The following is a 20,406-nucleotide window of genomic DNA, read 5'->3' on the forward strand; positions in this document are numbered from 1 at the left end:
GCTCCAAGCCGCCGCGGCTCCGCTGCCGTGACCTGGGCGGACACCCGGTGGCTCTAGACTGGGGGCCACCATGACCCCACGCTCTCTCATCGGCGGCCACGTGTCCGTCGCCGGCGGCCTGGCCAAGGGCGGTCTCGCCTACATGGCCGACATCGGCGCCGAGATGATCCAGGTGTTCGTCACCAACCCGCGCGGCTGGGCGCTCACCCCCGGCAAGCCCGACCAGGACAAGCTGCTGGCCGAGTCCGGCGTCGAGACCTACATCCACGTCCCCTACCTGGCCAACTTCGGCTCGCCGAACCCGGAGACGCTGGCCAGTTCGGTGGAGGTGGTCCGCCACACGCTGCGGCGCGGCGCCGACATCGCGGCCAAGGGCGTCGTGGTCCACACCGGGTCGGCGGTGTCGCAGCCGCGCGACGACGCGATGCGCCAGGTCCGCGAGCACCTGCTGCCGCTGCTCGACGAGATCCCCGACGGCGGCCCCGACCTGCTGCTGGAGCCGATGGCGGGGCAGGGGGCGATGCTCTGCGCCCGGGTCGAGGACCTGGAGCCCTACCTGGAGGCGCTGGAGTGGCATCCGCGGGCCGGCGTCTGCTTCGACACCTGTCACGCCTTCGCCGCCGGTCACGACCTGGCCGCCGACGACGGGGTCCGCGACACGCTCGACCTGCTCCACAAGATCGCGCCGGGCCGGCTCAGGCTCATCCACGCCAACGACTCCAAGGACGTGTGCGGGTCGAAGAAGGACCGTCACGAGAACATCGGCGCGGGCCACATCGGCGCCCGCGCGTTCGCCGAGCTGATGCGTCATCCGGCGGCGGCGGGGGTGCCGCTCTGCATCGAGACGCCCGGCAAGGCCGACAAGCACCGTGAGGACATCGCGCTTCTGAAGCGGCTGCGCGACGAGGAGTGATCCGTGCGAGGGGCGCCCGCCGGCGGGATCCGGCCGCCCCCGTAGTGGCCGGATCGCGGTCTGCCGCGGCCCCGGCGGGCGCCCCTGCACGTGCCCGGCCGCCGAGCCCAACCCCCCGGTCAGGGGCCCGGCGACCGTGGTGACCGGTGAGGTCACCGTGGAGTCCGGCGCATGCGGCGAGCCCTGGAGCCCGTCCCCCCGGATGCGCCGGGTGGCTTCCGTTGCCGCAACATTACGGTCGCGATCTACCCGGGGACACCCTCTTGCCCGGCAGCTCGCTGAACGGTGCGTAGCCGTCGATGTACGGAGCGTATTCGTACGACGAGCGGTCATCGGGGCGCGACGAGCGGTCGATCCGCGCGCGCCGGAGGTCTCCCCTGGGCTTCCACGCCGGACCGGCCCGAGGCCGCGCGAGGCCGTGTGACCTGGGAATTCGCGATCTCTGCCAGGCGCGTGGCGGACCGGCGGGCGGGTGTGCGGCGAACGCGTTTCACGCCCGCCTATCGGCGGGCGGACGTCAGGACAGGGCGCCGCGGTGCTGGCGGACCAGCTGCTCGCGCACCTGCCTGCTGTGCCTCCGGCTGACCTGCAGCGTCTCGGTGCCGACAGTGAGGGTGACCCGGCCGCCCTCCAGGCGGAGCTCGCTCACATGGCGGCTGGAGACCAGCGTGCTGCGGTGGACCCGGATGAACCCGGCGTCCGCCCAGCGGCGCTCCAGCGCCGCCAGCGACATGCGGACGAGGTAGCTGCCGTCGACGGTGTGCAGGCGCACGTAGTCGCCCTGCGCCTCGGCGAAGCGGACCGACTGCTGCGGCACGAACCGGGTGCGGCCGGCCAGCTCGACCGCGATCACGTCGTCCTGCCCGGGCTCCGGGGGCGCCGAGGAGGCGACCTCCAACCGGCGCACCGCCTCCGCCAGCCGCTCCGCCCTGACGGGCTTGAGCACGTAGTCGACGGCCTCCAGCTCGAACGCCTGCACCGCGCACTCGTCGTGGGCGGTGACGAACACCAGCTTCGGCGGGCTGGGGAATCCGCCGACCAGCCGGGCCAGGTCGAGGCCGTCGAGGCCGGGCATGCCGATGTCGAGGAAGACCGCATCCAGCCGCTCGCCGGCGGACACCATCTGGACCATGTCCTTGAGCGCCGCGACCCCGTCGGAGGCGGTCAGCACGTGTTCGATGCGGCCGTCCCGGCGCAGCAGGTAAGCCAGCTCCTCCAGCGCGGGCACCTCGTCGTCGACGACCAGAACACGAAGCATGTCACTACGCTGCACCAGAAACGCCGAGCTCACAAGGCCCAGGAACACATTGAGTCACAGTTGCATCACAGAGAGGTCAACTGAGCCTTGGGCACCCGCAGCCGCACCTTCGTGCCCGCGCCCAGCGCGGTCTCGACCACCAGCCCGTAGCCGTCGCCGTAGATCTGGCGCAACCGCAGGTCCACGTTGGCCAGGCCGATGCCGGTGCCCTCGCGGCCCGGCTCGTCGTCGAGGAGGCGCCGGGCACGCTCCGGGTCCATCCCCGCGCCGTCGTCCTCGACCGTGATGTGCGCCTCGGGACCGGCGTCGCGGGCGACCACCCGGACCTCGCCGGCGCGGCCCCGCATGCCGTGCTTGATCGCGTTCTCGACCAGCGGCTGCAGGCACAGGAACGGGACGGGCACGGACATCACCTCGGGCGCCACCTGCAGGCTGAACCGCAGCTTGTCTCCGAACCTGGCACGTTCCAGCAGCAGGTAGCGGTCGACGCAGGTGAGCTCGTCGGCGAGGGTGGTGAAGTCGTGCTTGCGGCGCAGCGCGTACCGGGCGAAGTCCGCGAAGTCGAGCAGCAGCCCGCGGGCGCGCGCCGGGTCGGTACGGACGAACGAGGCGATGGTGGTCAGCGCGTTGTGCACGAAGTGCGGCGAGATCTGCGCGCGCAGCGCCCGCATGTCGGCCTCCAGCGCGCGCCGCCGGGACGAGTCCAGCTCGGCCAGCTCCAGCTGGCCCGACATCCAGCCCGCCACCTGGCCGACCATGCGGACCAGGCCCGCGCTGACCTCGTCGTCGAAGGCCGCCAGCGTGCCGACGACCCTGCCGTCGACGGTGAGCGGCGCCACCACCGCACCGTACGGCTCCGCCGCGAACACCTGCGCCCGCCCCGAGGCGAGCGCCGACCTGGCGTAGGTGAGGACCTCGTCGGTGCAGGGGCCGTCCCAGGCCAGCGCGGCCTCGGTGGAGGTGATCGCGACCGCGTACGTGCCGAGCAGGGCGTGCAGGTGGCGCACGGCCTTGCGCGCGGAGTCCCGGTTGAGCCCGGCCCGCAGCGCGGGGGCCGCCAGGGCGGCGAGGTGCAGCGTGGTGAAGGCCGCCTCCCGGTCTCGCGGGCGTTCCGGCACGGCCCGGCGCCGGGCAAAGGCGTAGCCGAGGACGAAGGCCAGACAGGGGAGCACCACGCACGCGGTGGTCAGCATGCGGGCAAACTTAGCCAACATCCGCCCTCTGGCGTGCGGAAACCCGCACTCAGGGCGGGCCCTCGCCCGGCTCCTCCTGATAGGAGTAGCGCTGCTCGCGCCACGGGTCGGCCACGTTGTGGTAGCCGCGGTCCTCCCAGAAGCCGCGCCGGTCCTCCAGGAGGTATTCGATCGCGCGCACCCATTTGACGCTCTTCCACCCGTACAGGTGGGGGACGACGAGGCGGACCGGGGCGCCGTGGTCCGGGGAGAGCGGCTCCCCGTCGAGGTGGGTGGCGAGCAGGGTGCCGGGGGCGGTGAAGTCGGACCAGCGCAGGTTGGCGCTGTAGCCGTACTCGGCCCAGACCATCACGTGCCGCACGCCGGGGCCGGGCGGCGCGGCGTCCACCAGGGCGGACGGCGGGACGCCGTCCCAGTGCAGGCCGGGGACGGAGAACTTGGTGACGCAGTGGAAGTCGGCGACGCGGGTCACCCGGGGCAGGCGGGTGAAGTCGTCCCAGCCGAAGGCGTGCTCCTCGCCCGAGGCGGTGGCGCCGAACACCTTCAGGTCCCAGGATCCGGGTTTGAACGGAGGCACCCGGCCGTAGTGGATCACAGGCAGGCCGCGAGGGACGTACTGGCCTGGCGGCAGGCGCGTCTCCTCCACGATTACTGCTCCCCTCGCCGAACGCGGTCTTGAGCCATCCTCCCACCGGCGGCCTCGTGGCCTGGCAGCGGGTCGGTGTGGGGTACTATGAGCGCACTATGCGCACCGCGTTCCTGTTTTGGTATGGCGACGGACCCATCGGTCGGACCGTTCGCCATCTGGCGCTGCGCTAGCAGGCACAGGCGAGCACGAAGGCCCCGGGTCCACTACAGGACCCGGGGCCTTCTGCATTTCCAAGGGAGTACAGATGGTCATCGTCATGGGCCCGGAGGCCACCTCCGACGAGGTCTCCGGCATCGTCGACGTCGTGCAGTCGGCCGGGGTGGAGGCGTTCGTGAGCAAGGGGGTGCAGCGCACGATCGTCGGCCTGGTGGGCGACGTGACCCAGCTCGACGCCGCCAGCCTGCGGGGCATGGCCGGAGTACGGGACGTGATGCGGATCTCGTCCCCGTACAAACTGGTCAGCCGGGAGAACCACGCCGAGCGGTCGACGGTGCACGTGGGCGGGGTGCCGATCGGGCCCGGCACGGTGACGCTGATCGCGGGGCCGTGCGCGGTGGAGACGCCGGAGCAGACGCTGGAGGCGGCCCGGATGGCGCAGGCCGCCGGGGCGACGCTGCTGCGCGGCGGCGCCTACAAGCCGCGCACCTCGCCCTACGCGTTCCAGGGGCTGGGTGAGCAGGGGCTGCGCATCCTGGCGGACGTGCGCGAGGAGACCGGGCTGCCGGTCGTGGCCGAGGTGGTGGAGGCTCACGACGTGCCGCTGGTGGCCTCGTACGTGGACATGCTGCAGGTCGGCACCCGCAACGCGCAGAACTTCGGGCTGCTGCAGGCGGTCGGCGCGGCCGGGAAGCCGGTGCTGCTCAAGCGCGGCATGAGCGCCACCATGGAGGAGTGGCTGATGGCGGCCGAGTACATCGCGCAGCGCGGCAACCTCGACGTGGTGCTCTGCGAGCGGGGCATCCGGACGTTCGAGACGGCCACCCGCAACACGCTCGACGTCTCGGCGGTGCCGGTGGCGCAGCGGCTGTCGCACCTGCCGGTGATCGTGGACCCGTCCCACTCGGGCGGCCGGCGCGACCTGGTGCTGCCGCTGAGCCGGGCGGCCATCGCGGCCGGCGCCGACGGGCTGATCGTCGACGTGCACCCGAAGCCGGAGCAGGCGCTGTGTGACGGGCCGCAGGCGCTGGTCGACGCCGACCTGGGCGAGCTGGCCCAGGTCATGCGCGACTTCCCGCCGCTGCTGGGCAAGACGGCGGCGGCCGCGCTGGCGGTCTGACGCGGGAGCGGCGGGGCCTGCGGGCCCCGCCGCCTCAGCCCGCCGCCTCAGCCCGCCGCCTCAGATGGTGTACTCCTGGAGGGAGTCGGCGAGCTGCACTGCCAGCTCCTCGGCGTCGAGGCGCTTCTCGATCTGCTTCAGGTCCTCGATCTTGGCGCGGGTCTCGGCGCGGCGCGGGGCGAGGAGCGAGCAGCAGTCTTCGTCAGGCAGCTCGGAGATCTCCAGCGTGCCGATGCGCCGGGCCTCGGCCATGATCTCGGTCTTGTCCCAGCCCACCAGCGGGCGCAGGATGGGCAGGTCGACCGCGTGGTCCTGGGCGGTGATGTTGGCCAGCGTCTGGGAGGACACCTGGCCGAGCGCGTCACCGGTGATCAGCGCGCCCGCCTTGATGCGGTGGGCGACCTCCTCGGCCGTCTTGAGCATCAGCCGCCGCTGGGCGATCATGGCGAGCCGGTCCTGGCCGGAGTTGCGGATCGACTGCTGGGCCTTGCCGAACGGCACCACCCAGAGCCGCGAGCCGCCCTGGAACCGGTCGAGCCTGCGGACCAGCGCGTAGGCCTTGTAGATCGACTCGGACGTGGTGAACGGGATGCCCGAAAAGTGGAGGAAGTCGACGTGCAGGCCGCGCCGCATCATGCGGTAGGCGGCCACCGGCGAGTCGATGCCGCCCGACATGAGCACCAGGGCCCGGCCGCTGCTGCCGACCGGGAGCCCGCCCTGGCCGGGCAGCCCGTCGGTGAAGACGAACACCTCGTCCTTGTCGACCTCGATGAAGAGCGTCAGCTCCGGGTTCTTCAGGTCGACCGGCAGGCCGTACTCGTCGTTGATGGCGCCGCCGACGAGCCGCTCCAGCTCGTTGGAGCGCATCGGGAAGCGCTTGTCGCGGCGGCGGGCGCGGACCGCGAACCTGGCCTTGCGCTTGACCTCCTCGCGCTCGGCGAACAGCTCCAGGCCCGCCTTGAGCACGGTGTCGGCGTCCTTGGCCACCCGCCAGGCGGGGTGGATCCACGTCAGGCCGGGCACGTCGGCGACCCGCTCGGCGACGGCGTTCGCCTGCTCCGCGGTGGTGCCCTGGGGCAGGAAGATCGCGATGACGCCGTGACGCCTGCGGACGTCGACCTTGGGGCCGGTGTCCTTCAGCGCGTTGCGGATGTTGCCGATGAGGCGGCGTTCGAACAGCTCGCGGTTCTTGCCCTTGAGGACGATCTCGCCCAGCTTGAGCAGAACGCACGGCTCGCCCAGGGCCGACATCGTCATGGTGGAACCTCCGGGGAAACAGGGGACGCGCGGTAGGAAGAACGCCTCGGGGCATCGAGTTTAGTCCTGGCGAGCACCCCGGAATGCCGCGAACGCCCTCGTTCTCACGGTCGCGCGGCGCTTCCGCTGTAGACGAAATCGTTGTTCGTACGCCCGGCCCGCGCGGGAACGGGAGGCCGGCTCCGGAGCGGAGCTCCCCCAGACGCGGCGAGGGCGCGCCGGAGGTCGATCTCTCCGGCGCGCCCCGCGCTGAGCTATCTCCGGGGTACGGCTTGCGACGCGTGGTGGGCCGCCGACTCGCCGCGGCGCAAGCCGTACCCTGAAGGGGTTGTAGCAGGTGACCCCGCTACCTCCAGAAGCTACGGCGACCCGCTTGCAGGCCGCTTACAGCCCGGAAACAATCAGCCGAAGAAGACCTCGGCCTCCTCGTAGCGCTCGACCGGCACCGTCTTGAGCTCGGCCGTGGCCTCGTCGAGCCCGACCCGGACGATGTCGGTGCCGCGCAGCGCGACCATCTTGCCGTAGTCGCCGTCGTGCACCGCGTCGATCGCGTGCAGGCCGAACCGGGTGGCGAGCACCCGGTCGAACGCGGAGGGCGTGCCGCCGCGCTGGATGTGGCCGAGCACGGTCGTGCGGGCCTCCTTGCCAGTGCGCTTCTCGATCTCCTTGGCCAGCGTCTCGCCGATGCCGCCCAGCCGGACGTGGCCGAACGCGTCGAGCTCGCCGGTCTGGACCTGCATCTGCCCCTCGATCGGGTGGGCGCCTTCGGCGACGACGATTATCGGCGAGAAGCGGGTGCGGAACCGCGACTCGACGTACTCGCAGACGCGGTCGATGTCGAACGGCTTCTCCGGGATGAGGATCACGTTGGCGCCGCCGGCCATGCCGGCGTGCAGCGCGATCCACCCGGCGTGACGGCCCATGACCTCGCAGATGAGCGCCCGGTGGTGGGACTCTGCGGTGGTGTGGAGCCGGTCGATGGCCTCGGTGGCGATGTTGACGGCGGTGTCGAAGCCGAAGGTGTAGTCGGTGCCGGACAGGTCGTTGTCGATCGTCTTGGGCACGCCGACGACCTTGACGTCGCGGTCGAAGAGCTGCTTGGCGACGCCGAGCGTGTCCTCGCCGCCGATGGCGATCAGCGCGTCGACGCCGGACGCCGCCAGGTTCTCCTTGATGCGGTCGACGCCACCGTCGATCTTGAGCGGGTTTGTCCTGGACGAGCCGAGGATCGTGCCGCCGCGCGGCAGGATGCCCCGCACGGCCTGGATGTCCAGCGGCATCGTCTCGCCCTCAAGCGGCCCGCGCCAGCCGGCCCGGAAGCCGACGAACTCGTGACCGTAGACGCTCACCCCCTTGCGGACGACAGCCCTGATCACGGCGTTCAGGCCGGGGCAGTCGCCGCCCCCGGTGAGCACTCCAATACGCATGGCGGGTTTCCTCCCGATGAGCTTCACAACCAGAATCGCATTGTGCCCGTCCTAGCGGGCATTGGTCTAGACCAAACAGAGCGTAGCGGCCGAAACCCGCTTCAGGAGGCGATTTCGTGAGTGTGTTGGCCATCGACGCGGGAACGACGGGAGTCACGGCGCTCGTGGTCACCGAGGACGGCCGGATCGAGTCCCGGGGCTACCAGGAGTTCGCCCAGCACTTCCCGCGGCCCGGCTGGGTGGAGCACAACCCGGAGGACATCTGGCAGGCCACCCTCAGCGCCTGCGCCGCCGCCCTGCGCGGCACGCGGGGGACGCCCGCCTGCGTCGGCATCACCAACCAGCGGGAGACGGCCGTGCTCTGGGACCGCCGGACGCTGGCCGCGCCGCGCCGGGCGATCGTGTGGCAGGACCGCCGCACCGCCGGCGTCTGCGAGCGGCTGCGCTCGGCCGGGCACGAACCTCGGGTGTCGGAGCTGACCGGGCTCCGGCTCGACCCGTACTTCACCGGATCCAAGCTCACCTGGCTGGCCGAGCACGACCCGCGGGCGTGGGAGGGCGTCACCTCGGGCCGGGTGGTCGTGGGCACGGTCGACTCCTACCTGATCGCCCGGCTCACGGCGGGCGCGCGCCACGTGACCGACCCGTCCAACGCCTCGCGCACGCTGCTGTACGGGCTGGAGTCCGGCACGTGGGAGCCGGAGCTGTGCGAGCTGTTCGGGGTGCCGGAGGCGGCGCTGCCGGAGGTGGTGCCCAACTTCGGGGAGCTCGGACGTACGGACCCGGAGGCCTTTCTCGGTCTCGACCTGCCGATCAGCGGGGTGGCGGGCGACCAGCAGGCGGCGCTGTTCGGGCAGACCTGTTACGCGGTGGGCGAGGTCAAGTGCACCTACGGGACGGGCTCGTTCATCCTCACCAACACCGGCGGGGAGATCGTCCGGTCGGAGTCGGGGCTGCTGACCACGGTGGCCTGGCAGGCGCCGTCGGGCGAGCGCACCTACGCGCTGGAGGGGTCGGTGTTCGTGACCGGCGCGGCGGTGCAGTGGCTGCGCGACGGGCTGGGGCTGATCGGCACGGCGGCGGAGTCGGAGGCGATCGCGCGCACGGTGCCCGACAGCGGCGGGGTGGTGTTCGTGCCCGCGCTGACCGGGCTGGGCGCGCCGCACTGGGATCCGGACGCGCGCGGGCTGATCACCGGCCTCACCCGCGGCACCACCCGGGCCCATCTGGTGCGGGCGACGCTGGAGGCGATCGCGTTCGAGGTGCGCGACGTGGTGGAGGCCTCCGCCGACGGGTGGCCGACGGCGCTGCGGGCCGACGGCGGGGCCAGCGGCAACGACCTGCTCATGCAGTTCCAGGCCGACCAGCTCGGCACGCCGGTGGAGCGGCCGGTGATCCAGGAGACGACGGCGCTGGGCGCGGCGTTCCTGGCCGGGCTGGGGGCCGGGGTGTGGGCCTCGCCGGACGAGCTGCGCAAGACCTGGCGGCTGGATCGGCGGTTCGAGCCGGGCGAGCGCGACGACGCGGCCTACGACCGCTGGCGCGAGGCGGTGGCGCTGGCCATGCGTGGATCGTCAACCGCCGGTTGACGAGCCTTGCACGTCAACCTATGGTTGACGCATGGAACACACCGTCCGTCTCGACGACCTCATCGAGGCCATCAAGAGCCGCCACCCCGACGGCGACCCGCTCGGCGAGCTGTCCGACGCGGTCACCCTGGGCGAGCACCTGGGCGAGGTGGCCGATCACCTGATCGGCCACTTCGTCGACAAGGCCCGCCGCTCCGGCGCGTCCTGGACCGAGATCGGCCGCAGCATGGGCGTCTCCAAGCAGGCCGCGCAGAAGCGGTTCGTGCCCAAGGAGGGCTCGCTCGCCGACGACCTGAGCACCTACACCCGCTACACCCCGCGCGCCCGGGTGGTCATCGTCAAATCACAGGAGGAGGCCCGCCGCCTCGGCCACGGCCTCATCGAACCCGGCCACCTCGTGCTCGGCCTGCTGCACGAGCCCGAGGCGCTGGCGGCCAAGGCCATGGTCGCGCTCGGGGCGCCGCTCGCCGAGGTGCGGCAGGCGGCCGAGAGCGCGCTCGGCCCCGGCGGCGACACCGCGCCGGCGACCACGCCGTTCTCCGCGCAGGCCAAGAAGGTGCTGGAGCTGACGCTCCGCGAGGCGCTGCGGCTCGGCCACAACTACGTCGGCACCGAGCACCTGCTGCTCGCCCTGCTCTCGCTGGAGGAGGACCCGGCCGCGCAGGCGCTGACCGGGCTCGGCCTCACCAAGGAGGCCACCGAGGAGCAGGTCAAGCGGATGCTGGCGGAGATCACCGGCGGGACCGCCTAGGCGGGCAGCACGCAGGCCGCGCTCTCGGCCTCGATCGTCTCGCCCGTCGGCTCGGGGACGCCGCCGGCGAGCGCGAACTCCGCCACGGTCCCCGAGTTCTGGTTCGCCACGTACAGATGGTCGCCGTCGATGGCGAAGTGGCGCGGCCAGGCGCCGCCCGAGGGCACCTCCGCCACCTGGGACAGGTCATCGGCCCGCAGCACCGCGATGGTGTCGGGGCCGCGGTTGGCCACGTAGACCAGCTCGCCGGCGAGCTCCAGGTGGGAGGGGAAGTTCTCCGTCACGGACGTCGAGGCGCGCACCCGGATCGGGGCCGCGCCGGGGGCGAAGCGGGTGACGGTGCCGTCGAGCTCGCCCGCCACGTAGAGGGCCGGGCCGGCGAAGGCGAAGTGGCGCGGGCCGGTGCCCGGCGGCAGCGCCATCGGCTCCAGCGCCTTCCCCTCCAGGGTGTAGCGGCGGATCTGGTCGGTGCCGAGGTCGGAGACGTACAGCAGGTCCTCGTGGAAGACGGCCTGGTGGGCGTGCGGGCCGCGCTGGCGCTCGGGGTGCGGCCCGGAGCCCCGGTGGCGGAGCACGATCGGGTCGCCGTCGAAGACGCCGCGCGCGTCGAGGCGGTGCAGGCTGGCGGTGCCGTCGCCGTAGTTGGCCACCGCGAGCAGCTCCCCGGACGGGTGGACCGCCACGTGGCAGGGGCTGTCGCCCCCGCTGGAGCGCTCGTCCCACGGCGACAGCCGGTCGCCCCCGGCGCCGAAGGCCGTGATCCAGCCCTGGGCCAGCTCCCCCACCGCGTAGATCACGGGCAGCGAGGGATGGCGCGCCAGGAAGGACGGGGCGGCGAGGCGGGTCAGCTCACCGCCGGGCTCGATGATGCCGGGGCCGTAGCCGCCTACGTAGAGGTGCCTCTTCACCCCGTCATCCTCTCATGGTTGACTGGGGCAATGAGTTCATTGACGGAAGCAACGATCTCGGAGGTCCGCGCCTTCAACCGCTTCTACACCAAGGTCATCGGGGTGCTGCAGGCGGGTGTGCACCAGTCCCCCTACTCGCTCACCGAAGGACGGGTGCTGTACGAGGTCGCGCACGCCGAGCCAATGGAGACGGGCGAGCTGCGGGCGCTGCTCGACCTGGACGCGGGCTACCTGAGCCGCGTCCTGGCCAAGCTCGAAGACGACGGGCTGATCGTCCGGGAACGCTCGGCCACCGACGCCCGCAAGCACGTCGTACGGCTCAGCCCCGCGGGCCGGGAGGCGTTCGGAGCGCTCGACCGCACCTCGTCCGAAGAGGTCGCGCGCCTGCTCGCCGGCCTGCCCGAGGAGGGCAGGGACCGGCTGGTCGCGGGCATGCGCGCGATCAGGGACGTGCTCGGCCCGCCCGCCGGTCCCCGGTCCTGCCTGATCAGGCCGCTCCGGGACGGCGACCTGAGCTGGGCGGTCTACCGGCACGGCGCGCTCTACTCCCAGGAGTACGGCTGGGGCAGGGAGTTCGAGCAGACCGTGGCGCGCATCGCCGCCGACTACGACCCGCCGCGCGACACCGGCTGGATCGCCGAGGTCGACGGGCGGCGCGCCGGCTGCGTCTTCTACGTGCGCAAGGACGACACCACGGGACAGCTCAGGATGCTGCTGGTGGAGCCGTTCGCGCGCGGCCTCGGCCTGGGCCGCCTGCTGGTCGACGAGTGCCTGCGGCACGCCAGGGCGGACGGGCGCGAGCGGGTCGTGCTGTGGACGCGCGACTGCCTGACCAGCGCGCGCCGCATCTACCAGGCCGCCGGGTTCCGGCTCGACTCCGAGGAGAAGGGCATGGAGAACGGGATCGAGGTCACCGAGCAGATGTGGTCGCTCGACCTCACAACCACCGGCTGACGCTTTACCCGCGGAACGGGCCGGCGACCTCGAACGTCTGGCCCGCGGCCGACCCCTGCCGGGCGGAGAAGTAGAGCCGGTCGCCGCACGGCGCGAAGGCCAGCCCGGTCAGCTCGGCTCCCGCATGGCCGCTCAGGCGGAGGAACGGGACCATCTCCCGATCAGGAGTGATCACGTCGATCCTCGTGGTGCGCCTGGCCACGTACAGATCGCCGGAGGGCGCGGCGGTGACCGCCCGCACGCCGTCGCAGAGCCGCTCCAGCGCCGAGGTCTGCGCGTCGTACGCCCACAGCGCGCCGTCGCCCCTCGTGGTGAAGAAGCAGACGCCGCCGGCGTAGTGACAGACGTCGGCGCGGTCGAACCTGCACGCCCCCCGCACCTGGTGACGGGTGCCCTTGAGCAGCGCCGCCGGCCACGGCACCGGCTCCCACCGGCCCCCGTCGCAGAGCACTTCGAGCGTGCCCTCGGTCAGGTCGCCCCAGTCGTGCGGGCGGAACCGGTAGAAGCAGCCGTCGTGCTCGCCCTCCGTCAGGTAGACGACCTGCCGGTCGGGGTCGCAGGCCGCCGCCTCGTGCCGGAACCGGCCCATCGCCAGCCGGGGCCGCGCCGCGCGGGCGCCGTACGGGTCGCACTCGAACACCTGGCCCCGGTGGCCGAGCTCGCACGACAGCCAGGTGTGCCACGGCGTGGCGCCGCCCGCCCGGTTGAGCTCGGTGCCGGACAGGATGCGGTAGGCGTCGGCGATCGAGCCGTCGGGCCGGAACCGGATCGCGGCCGCGCCGCCGAGCAGCGACAACTCCGAGTTGGACACGTAGATCCAGCCGTCGCCGTCGGGGAAACACGCTCCCCCGTCGGGCGCGGCGTGCCACGTCAGCCCGGCCACCCTGCTCCCGGAACGGGCCACCACCCTGCCACGGAACCCGGCGGGCAGGACCAGCCCGCCGTCGCCCGGCTCCTCGATCGGGCCGTACGGGCTCGGGCCGCCCTCACAGAGCGGGCCCGTACGGACAAGAGTCTTGCGGGACATCGTTGGGGCCTCCCTCTGGGTGCCACGCTAGTGGACCGCACCGACATGAATGGGGAGGACTCCCGAGATCAAACAGTGCGCAAATTGCTCTGGGCATGCGAAAGCCCGGGGCCGCCGGGCTCCCGGGCTCGTCGCCGCACCCATCAGCTCATGGCCTGGAACATCCAGTGCTGCTTCTCGATGTCCTGGATCACCGAGATGATGATGTCCTGAGTCGCCTGGTCGGACTTCTCCGTCAGGTCCATGCGCTCGCGCATCCTCGCGCTGATGCCGCCGAGGATGTCCGTCATCGTGGCGACCACCTTGCCCGACTCGATCCAGCCGGACTCCGGCTGCGTGAGCTTGGTGTTCTTGGAGACGGTCGCGGACCTGCCGTCGGCGTTCACCCCGAGGGCGGACAGGCGCTCGGCGATGGTGTCGGTGTACGTGCGGGCCAGCGTGACGACCTCGTCGAGCTGCAGGTGGACCGAGCGGAAGTTCGTCCCGATGACGTTCCAGTGCAGCTGCTTGGCGACCAGGGACAGGTCGATCAGGTCCACGAGGGCGCCTTGCAGGGCCGTCGCGGTCGTGTTCTTAGCATCACCCATAAGTGGGCCGGTAACTGTAGCCATGGTGTCCTCCTCCCCGTGAATCCAACCTTCATTCGTCGTACCCAATTCCTTGACACTGTAACTTTGACACTGTCATCGTCGAGGTATGAGCGACACCTGGACCATCGGCGAACTCGCCGAGCGCGCGGCCGACGCCCTGCGCGGCCACGCGCAGCCCGTCAACGGCCGGGTCCGCGAGGTGCCGGGCGCGCGGCTCATCAGGTGGTACACCACGATCGGGCTGGTCGACCCGCCGCTGACCCGCCGCGGCCGGATCGCCCGCTACGGACGGCGCCACCTGCTGCAGCTGGTCGCCGTCAAACGGCTCCAGGCGCAGGGCATGTCGATCGCCCGCATCCAGGTCGCCCTCGCCGGCGCCACCGACGCCGCGCTCGAAGCCACCGTCGGCCTGCCCGGCCATCGGACCGCCGCCCCTGCTCCACGTTCACCGAAGATCGGGGACCCCGGCACCTCGCTGCACACGGGAACGGACCGCCTGCCCGTCGCGGACGGCGGCACGCCGTACGACTCGGGAACGCACTCGCCGGACATCCCGGACCACGGCCCACCGCACGGCCCGGGAACGGACTCGCCGAACATCCCGGAACCCGCCGCACCCTGCGGCCCGGCGACACACGCTTCGGACCCCGGCACCCCGCAGGTCTCCGGGGTGACGCGTGCTGGGGTGCGCTCCGGTCTCAAGACGGGCCGCCGCCGTGAAGGCACGGTTCCGCCCGCTCCCCCGCCGGACCTCAGGGACGGAGCAGCACCGGAAAACCTTGGGGATGGACAGGTAAAGGGGAACCCAGGGGACGGGGAGGCGACGGGCCGGGAAAGGTTCTGGGCGGATCGGGCCGCGCAGGAGGCGGGCCGGCCCGTACAAGAGCCCGTACAAGAGAAGGTGCCCGGCGCCGTGCACGGGGTGCGGCTGGCGGACGGCGCGGTGCTGGTGCTCGACGGGACGGGCCGGGCGCCCGGAGAAGACGACGTGCGGGCAGTACTCGAGGCGGCGGCGCCGCTGCTCGCGGTGCTCGAACAGAGGGGACTCACATGAAGATCACATCGCTCGAGCCCGCCCGCTGCGTGCCCGACCCCGACGCGGGGCTGGGCGCGCTGCGGACCGAGCGCGGCAACCTGCCGCTGGAGAGCGTCGACGTGCACGCCGCGATCTCGGGCCTGATCGCCGGGGTGGAGGTGGCGCAGGGCTTCCGCAACCCGTACGACGTCACGCTGGAGGCCACCTACGTCTTCCCGCTGCCCGACCGGGCGGCCGTCACCGGGTTCCGGATGGAGGCGGACGACCGGGTCGTCGAGGGCGTGCTGAAGGAGCGCGGCCAGGCCCGCGCCGACTACGACCGGGCGCTGCGCGAGGGGCGGCGGGCGGCGATCGCCGAGGAGGACCGGCCGGACGTGTTCACCATCCGGGTGGGCAACATCCTGCCCGGTGAGCGGGTGACGGTCCGGCTGACGATGAGCCAGCCGCTGCCGTACGAGGACGGGGCGGCGACGTTCCGGTTCCCGCTGGTGGTGGCGCCGCGCTACATCCCGGGCGAGCCGATCGACGGCCCGCCGGCCGGTTCGGGCACCGCGCCCGACACCGGGGCGGTGCCGGACGCCTCCCGCATCACCCCGCCGGTGCTGCTGCCGGGCTTCCCGAACCCGGTCCGGCTGTCCCTGTCGGCCGACGTCGACGCGGCGGGGCTGGAGCTGCGCGAGCTGGCCTCCAGCCTGCACGTGGTCGAGGAGGAGAACGGCACGGTACGGCTGCGCCCGGGTGAGCGGCTGGACCGGGACTTCATCCTGCGGCTGTCGTTCGCCGCCTCCACGTCCCTGCGGTTCGACGGGGCGGGCACGTTCGCCCTGTTCGTGGTCCCGCCCGAGCTGGAGACGGACCGGCAGCCGCGCGACCTCGTACTCCTGCTGGACCGTTCGGGCAGCATGACGGGCTGGAAGATGGTCGCCGCGCGCCGGGCGGCGGCCCGGATCGTGGACACGCTGACGCCGCGCGACCGGTTCGCGGTGCTGGCGTTCGACTCGGTGGTGGAGGAGGCGTTCGAGGGCCTGGCCGAGGGGTCCGACCGCAACCGCTACCGCGCCGTCGAGCACCTGTCCAGGGTGGACGCCCGCGGCGGCACCGAGCTGCTGGAGCCGCTGCGCCGGGCGATCGCGCTGCTGGACGGCGAGCAGGGCAGGGAACGCGTCCTGGTGCTGGTCACCGACGGGCAGGTGGGCAACGAGGACCAGATCCTGGAGCTGACCGGCGGCGCGCTGTCGGCGATGCGGGTCCACACGGTCGGCATCGACCGGGCGGTGAACGCCGGGTTCCTGGGCAGGCTGGCGAGCCTGGGCGCGGGCCGGAGCGAGCTGGTCGAGTCCGAGGACCGGCTGGACGCGGCGATGGACCAGATCCACCGCCGGATCGGCGCGCCGCTGGTGACGGACCTGTCGCTGAAGGGGCTGGACGTGGAGCCCGGCACGGTCACCCACCTCGGTTCGATCTTCCCGGGCGTGCCGCTGCGGGTGTACGGGCGATGCCGGGGCGGTTCGTCGGCCACGGTGCGCGGGCTGGCGTCCGGCGCCCCGTGGGAGGAGCGGGTGACCGGCGCCGTCGTGGACAACCCGGCTCTGCGCGCCGTCTGGGCGCGGGCCCACCTGCGCGAGCTGGAGGACCGGTACGCGATGGGCGAGCGGGAGCTGGAGCAGGAGATCGTCCGGGTCTCGCTGGACAACGGGGTGCTCTGCCGGTTCACCGCCTACGTCGCGGCCGACACCCGGCAGGTGGCCGAGGGCGGGCCGGAGCACCAGGTGATCCAGCCGGTGGAGCTGCCCAGCGGGTGGGAGCAGCCGGCGTCGCCGATGGCGTTCGGTCTCGCCGCGATGTCCTCGCCCGCGCCCGCCCCTGACACCTTCACCGGCATCGCGCCCGCGGGCGGCTTCGCGGCCCTGCTGGGCGGCGAGGACGCGGCCGCGCCGCGGATGGCGCGGGGGCCGATGTTCGCGCGGCCCGCGCCCGCGCCGCGCGCGATGCGGAGCCTGGACACGGTCAAGCCGCAGCTCGTGGCCGAGCTGGACCGGCTGAAGGCGCTGCCCGCGCCGGACGCCATCTATCTCGCCGATCTCGGGTCCCGGCTGGCGACGCTCTCGGCGTACCTCGGGGGGCACACCGAGCTGGCGGCGCTGGCGCGCGAGCTGGAGGAGGCCGGGCGGCCGGGCGCCGACCTCGGCGCGCTCATGCGGCGGGCCGTCGAGGTGCTCACCTCCCTGACCGGCAGCTCCGGGCCCGGCGAAGGGGGCGGGCAGCGCCGCCCGTTCTGGAAGCGAGCCTGACGCCCGTCCGCAGGCAGGCCCGCGGAGAGCAGGCCGTGGGGGCACGTCACCGGGGATCTCGGGTCGCGCGTACGGGTCATATCCTGGACGCGTGACCACGATGGTTCTGGACGGCGGGCTCGCCACCCTGCTCGAAAGGCTCGGCGCCGATCTCGGCGGCGAGCTCTGGTCGGCGCGGCTGCTGCTGGAGGACCCCGCGCTGATCCGGGAGGCGCACGCCGCCTACTTCGCGGCCGGCGCCGACGTGGCGACGACGGCCAGTTACCAGGCGTCCATCCCCGGCTTCCTGCGCAAGGGTCTCGATCGGGGGGAGGCCGAGCGGCTGATCCGCCTGTCGGTGGAGGTGGCCGCGCAGGCCCGCGACGAGGCGGGCGGCGGGCTGGTGGCCGCCTCGGTCGGCCCCTACGGCGCCTGTCTCGCCAACGGCGCCGAGTACACCGGCGACTACGACCTCGACGAGGACGGCCTGGTGGCCTGGCACCGGCCCCGCTGGGAGCTCCTGGCCGCCTCGGAGGCCGACCTGCTGGCCTGCGAGACGATCCCGTCGTTCGCGGAGGCGCGGGCGCTGGCCCGGCTGCTGGACGAGACGCCGTCGGTCAAGGTATGGGTAAGTTTCTCCTGCCGCGACTCGGCCCGCATCAGCGACGGCACCCCGATCGCGGAGGCCGCGGCGCTGTTCTCGGGCAACCCGCAGGTGGTGGCGGCAGGCGTCAACTGCACCGCGCCGCGGCACATCCCGGGTCTCATCGGCGAGCTCCGCGGCGGCCTGCCCGTGGTCGTCTACCCGAACTCCGGTGAGACGTGGGACGCCGCGAGCCGCCGCTGGCGCGGCCTGACGGATCCGATCGAGTACGGTCAGGCGGCCAAGGAGTGGCAGGCGGCGGGGGCCTCGCTGATCGGCGGCTGCTGCCGTACCACTCCCGAGCACATCAGGCAGATCCGCGCCCACCTGGCCTGACGTGCGCCGTCACTCGCCCTTGGCGGCGGCCCTGGCCGCGCGCTCCATCTCCACCTTGGCGCTGGCGGCGTACTTGTCGACGTACTCCTGGCCCGACAGCTCCATCAGCGCGTACATGATCTCGTCGGTCACCGCGCGGAGCACCAGGCGGTCGTCTTCCATGCCGTAGTAGCGGGAGAAGTCGAGCGGCTTGCCGAACCGCACCACGGGCCGGATGCCGAGCTTGGGCAGCGGCCGGCCGGGCGGCATCATCTCGAAGGTGTTGACCATGGCCCAGGGGATGACCGGCGCGCGCGACTCCAGGGCGAGCCGCGCCACGCCGGTCTTGCCCTTGTAGAGGCGGCCGTCGGGCGAGCGGGTGCCCTCGGGATAGATGCCGAGCAGGTGGCCTTCGCTCAGCACGCGCAGCCCGGTGCGGAGCGCGGCCTCGCTGGCCTTGCCGCCGGAGCGGTCGATGGGGACGGTGCCGACACCGCTGAAGAACAGGCGGGTGAAGAAGCCCTTGACGCCGCGCCCGGTGAAGTAGTCGGACTTGCCCAGGCTGATGACCTTGCGCGGCAGGTGGAGCGGGCCGAAGAAATGGTCGGCGAACGACAGGTGGTTGCCGGCGAGGATGGCCGGCCCCTCCCTGGGCACGTTCTCGACGCCCTCTGCCGTGGGGCGGAAGGCGATGTGGAGGATCGGCCCCAAGATGGCCTTGACCACCCAGTAGAACACCCGGCCACCTCTTCCTCATGCGACGGTCGGCAACGCGTAGTCATCTTCCCATCCCGCGATGGATGCTCCTACACCACCTCTCGCACAAATGCCCTGGATCGTGCGACGATCGGGCAGTTCCGGGATGAAAAAGCGTGGAGGAGCTGTTATGCCGCTCATGCCAGGCGCCGAGCCCTATTACCACCGAGCAGGTCCGGTCGGCGTGCTGCTCTGCCACGGCTTCACCGGCAGCCCGCAGTCGCTGCGCCCGTGGGCCGAGTATCTGGCCGCGCACGGGATCACGGTGTCGCTGCCCCGGCAGCCCGGGCACGGCACCACCTGGCAGGAGATGAACCGCACTCGCTGGCAGGACTGGTACGCCGAGGTGGAGAAGGCGTTCGAGGACCTGCGGGGCCGCTGCGAGGAGGTGTTCATCGGGGGGCTGTCGCTGGGCGGCTGCCTGGCGCTGCGGCTGGCCGAGATGCACGGCGACGGGGTGCGCGGCCTGGTGCTGGTCAACCCGTCGATCACCAACGACGTGTGGCTGCTGAAGCTGGCGCCGCTGCTGAAGTGGTTCGTCCCGTCGGTGCCCGGGGTGGCCGGGGACGTGAAGAAGCCGGGGGTCACCGAGCTGGCCTACACTCGCACGCCGGTGAAGGCGGCCGCGTCGCTGCCCGGGCTCTGGTCACTGGTGCAGGCCGACCTGGACCGGGTGACGCAGCCGCTGCTGGTGTTCCACAGCACCGAGGACCACGTGGTGAAACCCGCCAGTGTGGCCGTCATCCGGGAGAAGGTCCCGCAGGCCGTGATCGAGGAGCTTGCCGATAGTTACCATGTTGCGACGCTGGACAACGATGCCGACAGGATCTTTGCCGGGAGCCTCGACTTCATCCGGACCCATGCCTCGGTACCCTTGCAGAGGGACTGATCGCACCCAGGGGGAAGTCGCGATCACGTGGAGAGGCCCATCTAGGTGACGCCCCAGAGTGAGGACGAGGTCTGGCGGCAGATCGTCGCGTCCTTCAACGAAACCGCCGAGCGCGACTCGGCGGATCAGCCCTGGCCGGACAGCGAGAACGTGCCGGTCGAGCCGTCGCGGCGGGTGGTGAAGCCGCCGGAGGAGTTCGCCGAGGACGACGAGCACGAGGACGACGCCCGCGAGGAGGACGACGAGGGCCACTACGTGCCGCCGCCGCCTCCCCCGCTGCCGAAGCTCGACCTGCCGGCCAAGCTGGCCTGGCTGGCGCTGTTCGGCGGCCCCGCCTACCTCCTGTTCGCCGCGCTGATCGGCTGGAACCTGGAGGGCTGGGTGCTGTTCACCGCGGTGGCGGCGTTCATCGGCGGGTTCGTGGCGCTGGTGGTGCGTATGGGCGACGGCCCGCCCAACGACTCGGGCTGGGACGACGGAGCCCGGCTTTAAGAACTCCTAACAGAATGATCAGCGAACGAGGCGGCGCCAGCAGATGATGGCAGCGGCCAGCGTCATGAAGGCCTCGTGGATGTCATCGCGAATCTCCCAGCGTATGCGTAGGCGGCGGAACCAGTGCAGCAGCGCGATCGTCCGCTCGACCACGTAGCGATGCACGCCCAGGCCGCTGCCGTGCGGGGTGCCCCGGCGAGCGATGATCGGCTT

Annotated in this window: 19 protein-coding genes and 1 pseudogene; 10 read left to right on the forward strand and 10 right to left on the reverse strand. The window is 72.3% G+C overall.

The features are described from left to right. Positions 1-70 precede the first annotated feature (70 nt). Positions 71-913 carry a deoxyribonuclease IV gene (locus AB0J42_RS33535; protein ID WP_364301703.1) on the forward strand — a complete coding sequence of 281 codons (843 nt, stop codon included), beginning with the start codon at positions 71-73 and terminating at the stop codon, positions 911-913. 517 nt (positions 914-1,430) lie between these two features. Here the strand turns inward: AB0J42_RS33535 and AB0J42_RS33540 are convergent. The 3 genes from AB0J42_RS33540 to AB0J42_RS33550 form a co-directional block, all read right to left on the reverse strand. Beyond that, positions 1,431-2,171: a LytTR family DNA-binding domain-containing protein gene (locus AB0J42_RS33540; protein WP_364301705.1), complete on the reverse strand. Its 741-nt coding sequence runs from the start codon at positions 2,169-2,171 to the stop codon at positions 1,431-1,433. A 65-nt stretch (positions 2,172-2,236) separates the two neighbouring features. Next, positions 2,237-3,364, reverse strand: coding sequence for a histidine kinase (locus AB0J42_RS33545; RefSeq protein ID WP_364301707.1), 1,128 nt, complete (start codon positions 3,362-3,364; stop codon positions 2,237-2,239). Positions 3,365-3,413: 49 nt separating this feature from the next. Beyond that, the gene (locus AB0J42_RS33550) at positions 3,414-4,010 is read right to left on the reverse strand and encodes a molybdopterin-dependent oxidoreductase (protein ID WP_364301709.1); all 597 of its coding nucleotides are present in this window, start codon (positions 4,008-4,010) and stop codon (positions 3,414-3,416) included. A gap of 247 nt (positions 4,011-4,257) precedes the next feature. Here AB0J42_RS33550 and aroF point away from each other — a divergent pair, with 247 nt between their 5' ends. Then, the gene (aroF, locus tag AB0J42_RS33555; RefSeq protein ID WP_364301711.1) at positions 4,258-5,289 is read left to right on the forward strand and encodes a 3-deoxy-7-phosphoheptulonate synthase; all 1,032 of its coding nucleotides are present in this window, start codon (positions 4,258-4,260) and stop codon (positions 5,287-5,289) included. Positions 5,290-5,349: 60 nt separating this feature from the next. On the opposite strand, the gene thiI is transcribed toward aroF, so the two are convergent. Both thiI and AB0J42_RS33565 read right to left on the reverse strand, forming a co-directional pair. After that, the gene (gene thiI, locus AB0J42_RS33560) at positions 5,350-6,546 is read right to left on the reverse strand and encodes a tRNA uracil 4-sulfurtransferase ThiI (RefSeq protein WP_364301713.1); all 1,197 of its coding nucleotides are present in this window, start codon (positions 6,544-6,546) and stop codon (positions 5,350-5,352) included. A gap of 401 nt (positions 6,547-6,947) precedes the next feature. Continuing rightward, positions 6,948-7,973: a 6-phosphofructokinase gene (locus AB0J42_RS33565; RefSeq protein ID WP_364301715.1), complete on the reverse strand. Its 1,026-nt coding sequence runs from the start codon at positions 7,971-7,973 to the stop codon at positions 6,948-6,950. A 116-nt stretch (positions 7,974-8,089) separates the two neighbouring features. Here AB0J42_RS33565 and glpK point away from each other — a divergent pair, with 116 nt between their 5' ends. Beyond that, entirely contained in the window at positions 8,090-9,562 is a 1,473-nt protein-coding gene (gene glpK / locus AB0J42_RS33570) for a glycerol kinase GlpK (RefSeq protein ID WP_364301717.1), read from the forward strand. 31 nt (positions 9,563-9,593) lie between these two features. Continuing rightward, positions 9,594-10,313, forward strand: a complete 720-nt coding sequence (locus AB0J42_RS33575; protein ID WP_364301719.1) for a Clp protease N-terminal domain-containing protein — start codon at positions 9,594-9,596, stop codon at positions 10,311-10,313. Here the strand turns inward: AB0J42_RS33575 and AB0J42_RS33580 are convergent. Next, the gene (locus tag AB0J42_RS33580) at positions 10,310-11,221 is read right to left on the reverse strand and encodes a beta-propeller fold lactonase family protein (RefSeq protein ID WP_364301721.1); all 912 of its coding nucleotides are present in this window, start codon (positions 11,219-11,221) and stop codon (positions 10,310-10,312) included. The genes AB0J42_RS33575 and AB0J42_RS33580 overlap by 4 nt on opposite strands. A 30-nt stretch (positions 11,222-11,251) precedes the next feature. On the opposite strand from AB0J42_RS33580, the gene AB0J42_RS33585 reads away from it, so the two are divergent. Continuing rightward, complete coding sequence (locus AB0J42_RS33585) at positions 11,252-12,175, forward strand: helix-turn-helix domain-containing GNAT family N-acetyltransferase (protein ID WP_364301723.1); 924 nt, start codon at positions 11,252-11,254, stop codon at positions 12,173-12,175. A gap of 4 nt (positions 12,176-12,179) precedes the next feature. Here the strand turns inward: AB0J42_RS33585 and AB0J42_RS33590 are convergent, their stop codons facing one another. Together AB0J42_RS33590 and AB0J42_RS33595 are read right to left on the reverse strand one after the other, a co-directional pair. Next, positions 12,180-13,202, reverse strand: a complete 1,023-nt coding sequence (locus AB0J42_RS33590; RefSeq protein WP_364301725.1) for an alkaline phosphatase PhoX — start codon at positions 13,200-13,202, stop codon at positions 12,180-12,182. 143 nt (positions 13,203-13,345) lie between these two features. Further along, positions 13,346-13,789, reverse strand: a complete 444-nt coding sequence (locus tag AB0J42_RS33595; protein ID WP_364301727.1) for a DNA starvation/stationary phase protection protein — start codon at positions 13,787-13,789, stop codon at positions 13,346-13,348. Positions 13,790-13,898: 109 nt separating this feature from the next. Between AB0J42_RS33595 and AB0J42_RS33600 the strand changes: the two genes are divergently transcribed. The 3 genes from AB0J42_RS33600 to mmuM all read left to right on the forward strand — a co-directional run bounded on the left by AB0J42_RS33600 (position 13,899) and on the right by mmuM (position 18,077). Continuing rightward, the gene (locus AB0J42_RS33600) at positions 13,899-14,846 is read left to right on the forward strand and encodes a helix-turn-helix domain-containing protein (protein WP_364301729.1); all 948 of its coding nucleotides are present in this window, start codon (positions 13,899-13,901) and stop codon (positions 14,844-14,846) included. Then, complete coding sequence (locus AB0J42_RS33605) at positions 14,843-17,119, forward strand: VIT domain-containing protein (protein WP_364301731.1); 2,277 nt, start codon at positions 14,843-14,845, stop codon at positions 17,117-17,119. Before AB0J42_RS33600 ends, AB0J42_RS33605 begins: the two co-directional genes overlap by 4 nt. Positions 17,120-17,219: 100 nt before the next feature. Continuing rightward, positions 17,220-18,077, forward strand: a complete 858-nt coding sequence (gene mmuM / locus AB0J42_RS33610; protein ID WP_364301741.1) for a homocysteine S-methyltransferase — start codon at positions 17,220-17,222, stop codon at positions 18,075-18,077. Between the two features lie 9 nt (positions 18,078-18,086). Here the strand turns inward: mmuM and AB0J42_RS33615 are convergent, their stop codons facing one another. Further along, the gene (locus AB0J42_RS33615) at positions 18,087-18,794 is read right to left on the reverse strand and encodes a lysophospholipid acyltransferase family protein (RefSeq protein ID WP_364301733.1); all 708 of its coding nucleotides are present in this window, start codon (positions 18,792-18,794) and stop codon (positions 18,087-18,089) included. A 148-nt stretch (positions 18,795-18,942) separates the two neighbouring features. Here AB0J42_RS33615 and AB0J42_RS33620 point away from each other — a divergent pair, with 148 nt between their 5' ends. Together AB0J42_RS33620 and AB0J42_RS33625 are read left to right on the forward strand one after the other, a co-directional pair. After that, a complete protein-coding gene (locus AB0J42_RS33620) occupies positions 18,943-19,701 on the forward strand; it encodes an alpha/beta fold hydrolase (RefSeq protein ID WP_364301735.1) in 759 nt (252 codons plus the stop codon). Positions 19,702-19,746: 45 nt separating this feature from the next. Further along, complete coding sequence (locus AB0J42_RS33625; protein WP_364301737.1) at positions 19,747-20,193, forward strand: hypothetical protein; 447 nt, start codon at positions 19,747-19,749, stop codon at positions 20,191-20,193. An 18-nt stretch (positions 20,194-20,211) separates the two neighbouring features. On the opposite strand, the pseudogene AB0J42_RS33630 reads toward AB0J42_RS33625, so the two are convergent. Beyond that, positions 20,212-20,406 (reverse strand): annotated as a pseudogene (locus AB0J42_RS33630) (IS5/IS1182 family transposase); the annotation flags it as partial.

The sequence above is a fragment of the Nonomuraea sp. NPDC049649 genome, assembly GCF_040675175.1.
Taxonomy (GTDB): Bacteria; Actinomycetota; Actinomycetes; order Streptosporangiales; family Streptosporangiaceae; genus Nonomuraea.

Coding starts and splice junctions, on each gene's coding strand:
- AB0J42_RS33535 (WP_364301703.1), top strand. CDS start 71: ATGACCCCACGCTCTCTCATCGGCGGCCACGTGTCCGTCGCCGGCGGC.
- AB0J42_RS33540 (WP_364301705.1), bottom strand. CDS start 2,171: ATGCTTCGTGTTCTGGTCGTCGACGACGAGGTGCCCGCGCTGGAGGAG.
- AB0J42_RS33545 (WP_364301707.1), bottom strand. CDS start 3,364: ATGCTGACCACCGCGTGCGTGGTGCTCCCCTGTCTGGCCTTCGTCCTC.
- aroF (WP_364301711.1), top strand. CDS start 4,258: ATGGTCATCGTCATGGGCCCGGAGGCCACCTCCGACGAGGTCTCCGGC.
- thiI (WP_364301713.1), bottom strand. CDS start 6,546: ATGACGATGTCGGCCCTGGGCGAGCCGTGCGTTCTGCTCAAGCTGGGC.
- AB0J42_RS33565 (WP_364301715.1), bottom strand. CDS start 7,973: ATGCGTATTGGAGTGCTCACCGGGGGCGGCGACTGCCCCGGCCTGAAC.
- AB0J42_RS33575 (WP_364301719.1), top strand. CDS start 9,594: ATGGAACACACCGTCCGTCTCGACGACCTCATCGAGGCCATCAAGAGC.
- AB0J42_RS33585 (WP_364301723.1), top strand. CDS start 11,252: ATGAGTTCATTGACGGAAGCAACGATCTCGGAGGTCCGCGCCTTCAAC.
- AB0J42_RS33590 (WP_364301725.1), bottom strand. CDS start 13,202: ATGTCCCGCAAGACTCTTGTCCGTACGGGCCCGCTCTGTGAGGGCGGC.
- AB0J42_RS33595 (WP_364301727.1), bottom strand. CDS start 13,789: ATGGGTGATGCTAAGAACACGACCGCGACGGCCCTGCAAGGCGCCCTC.
- AB0J42_RS33600 (WP_364301729.1), top strand. CDS start 13,899: ATGAGCGACACCTGGACCATCGGCGAACTCGCCGAGCGCGCGGCCGAC.
- AB0J42_RS33605 (WP_364301731.1), top strand. CDS start 14,843: ATGAAGATCACATCGCTCGAGCCCGCCCGCTGCGTGCCCGACCCCGAC.
- mmuM (WP_364301741.1), top strand. CDS start 17,220: ATGGTTCTGGACGGCGGGCTCGCCACCCTGCTCGAAAGGCTCGGCGCC.
- AB0J42_RS33620 (WP_364301735.1), top strand. CDS start 18,943: ATGCCGCTCATGCCAGGCGCCGAGCCCTATTACCACCGAGCAGGTCCG.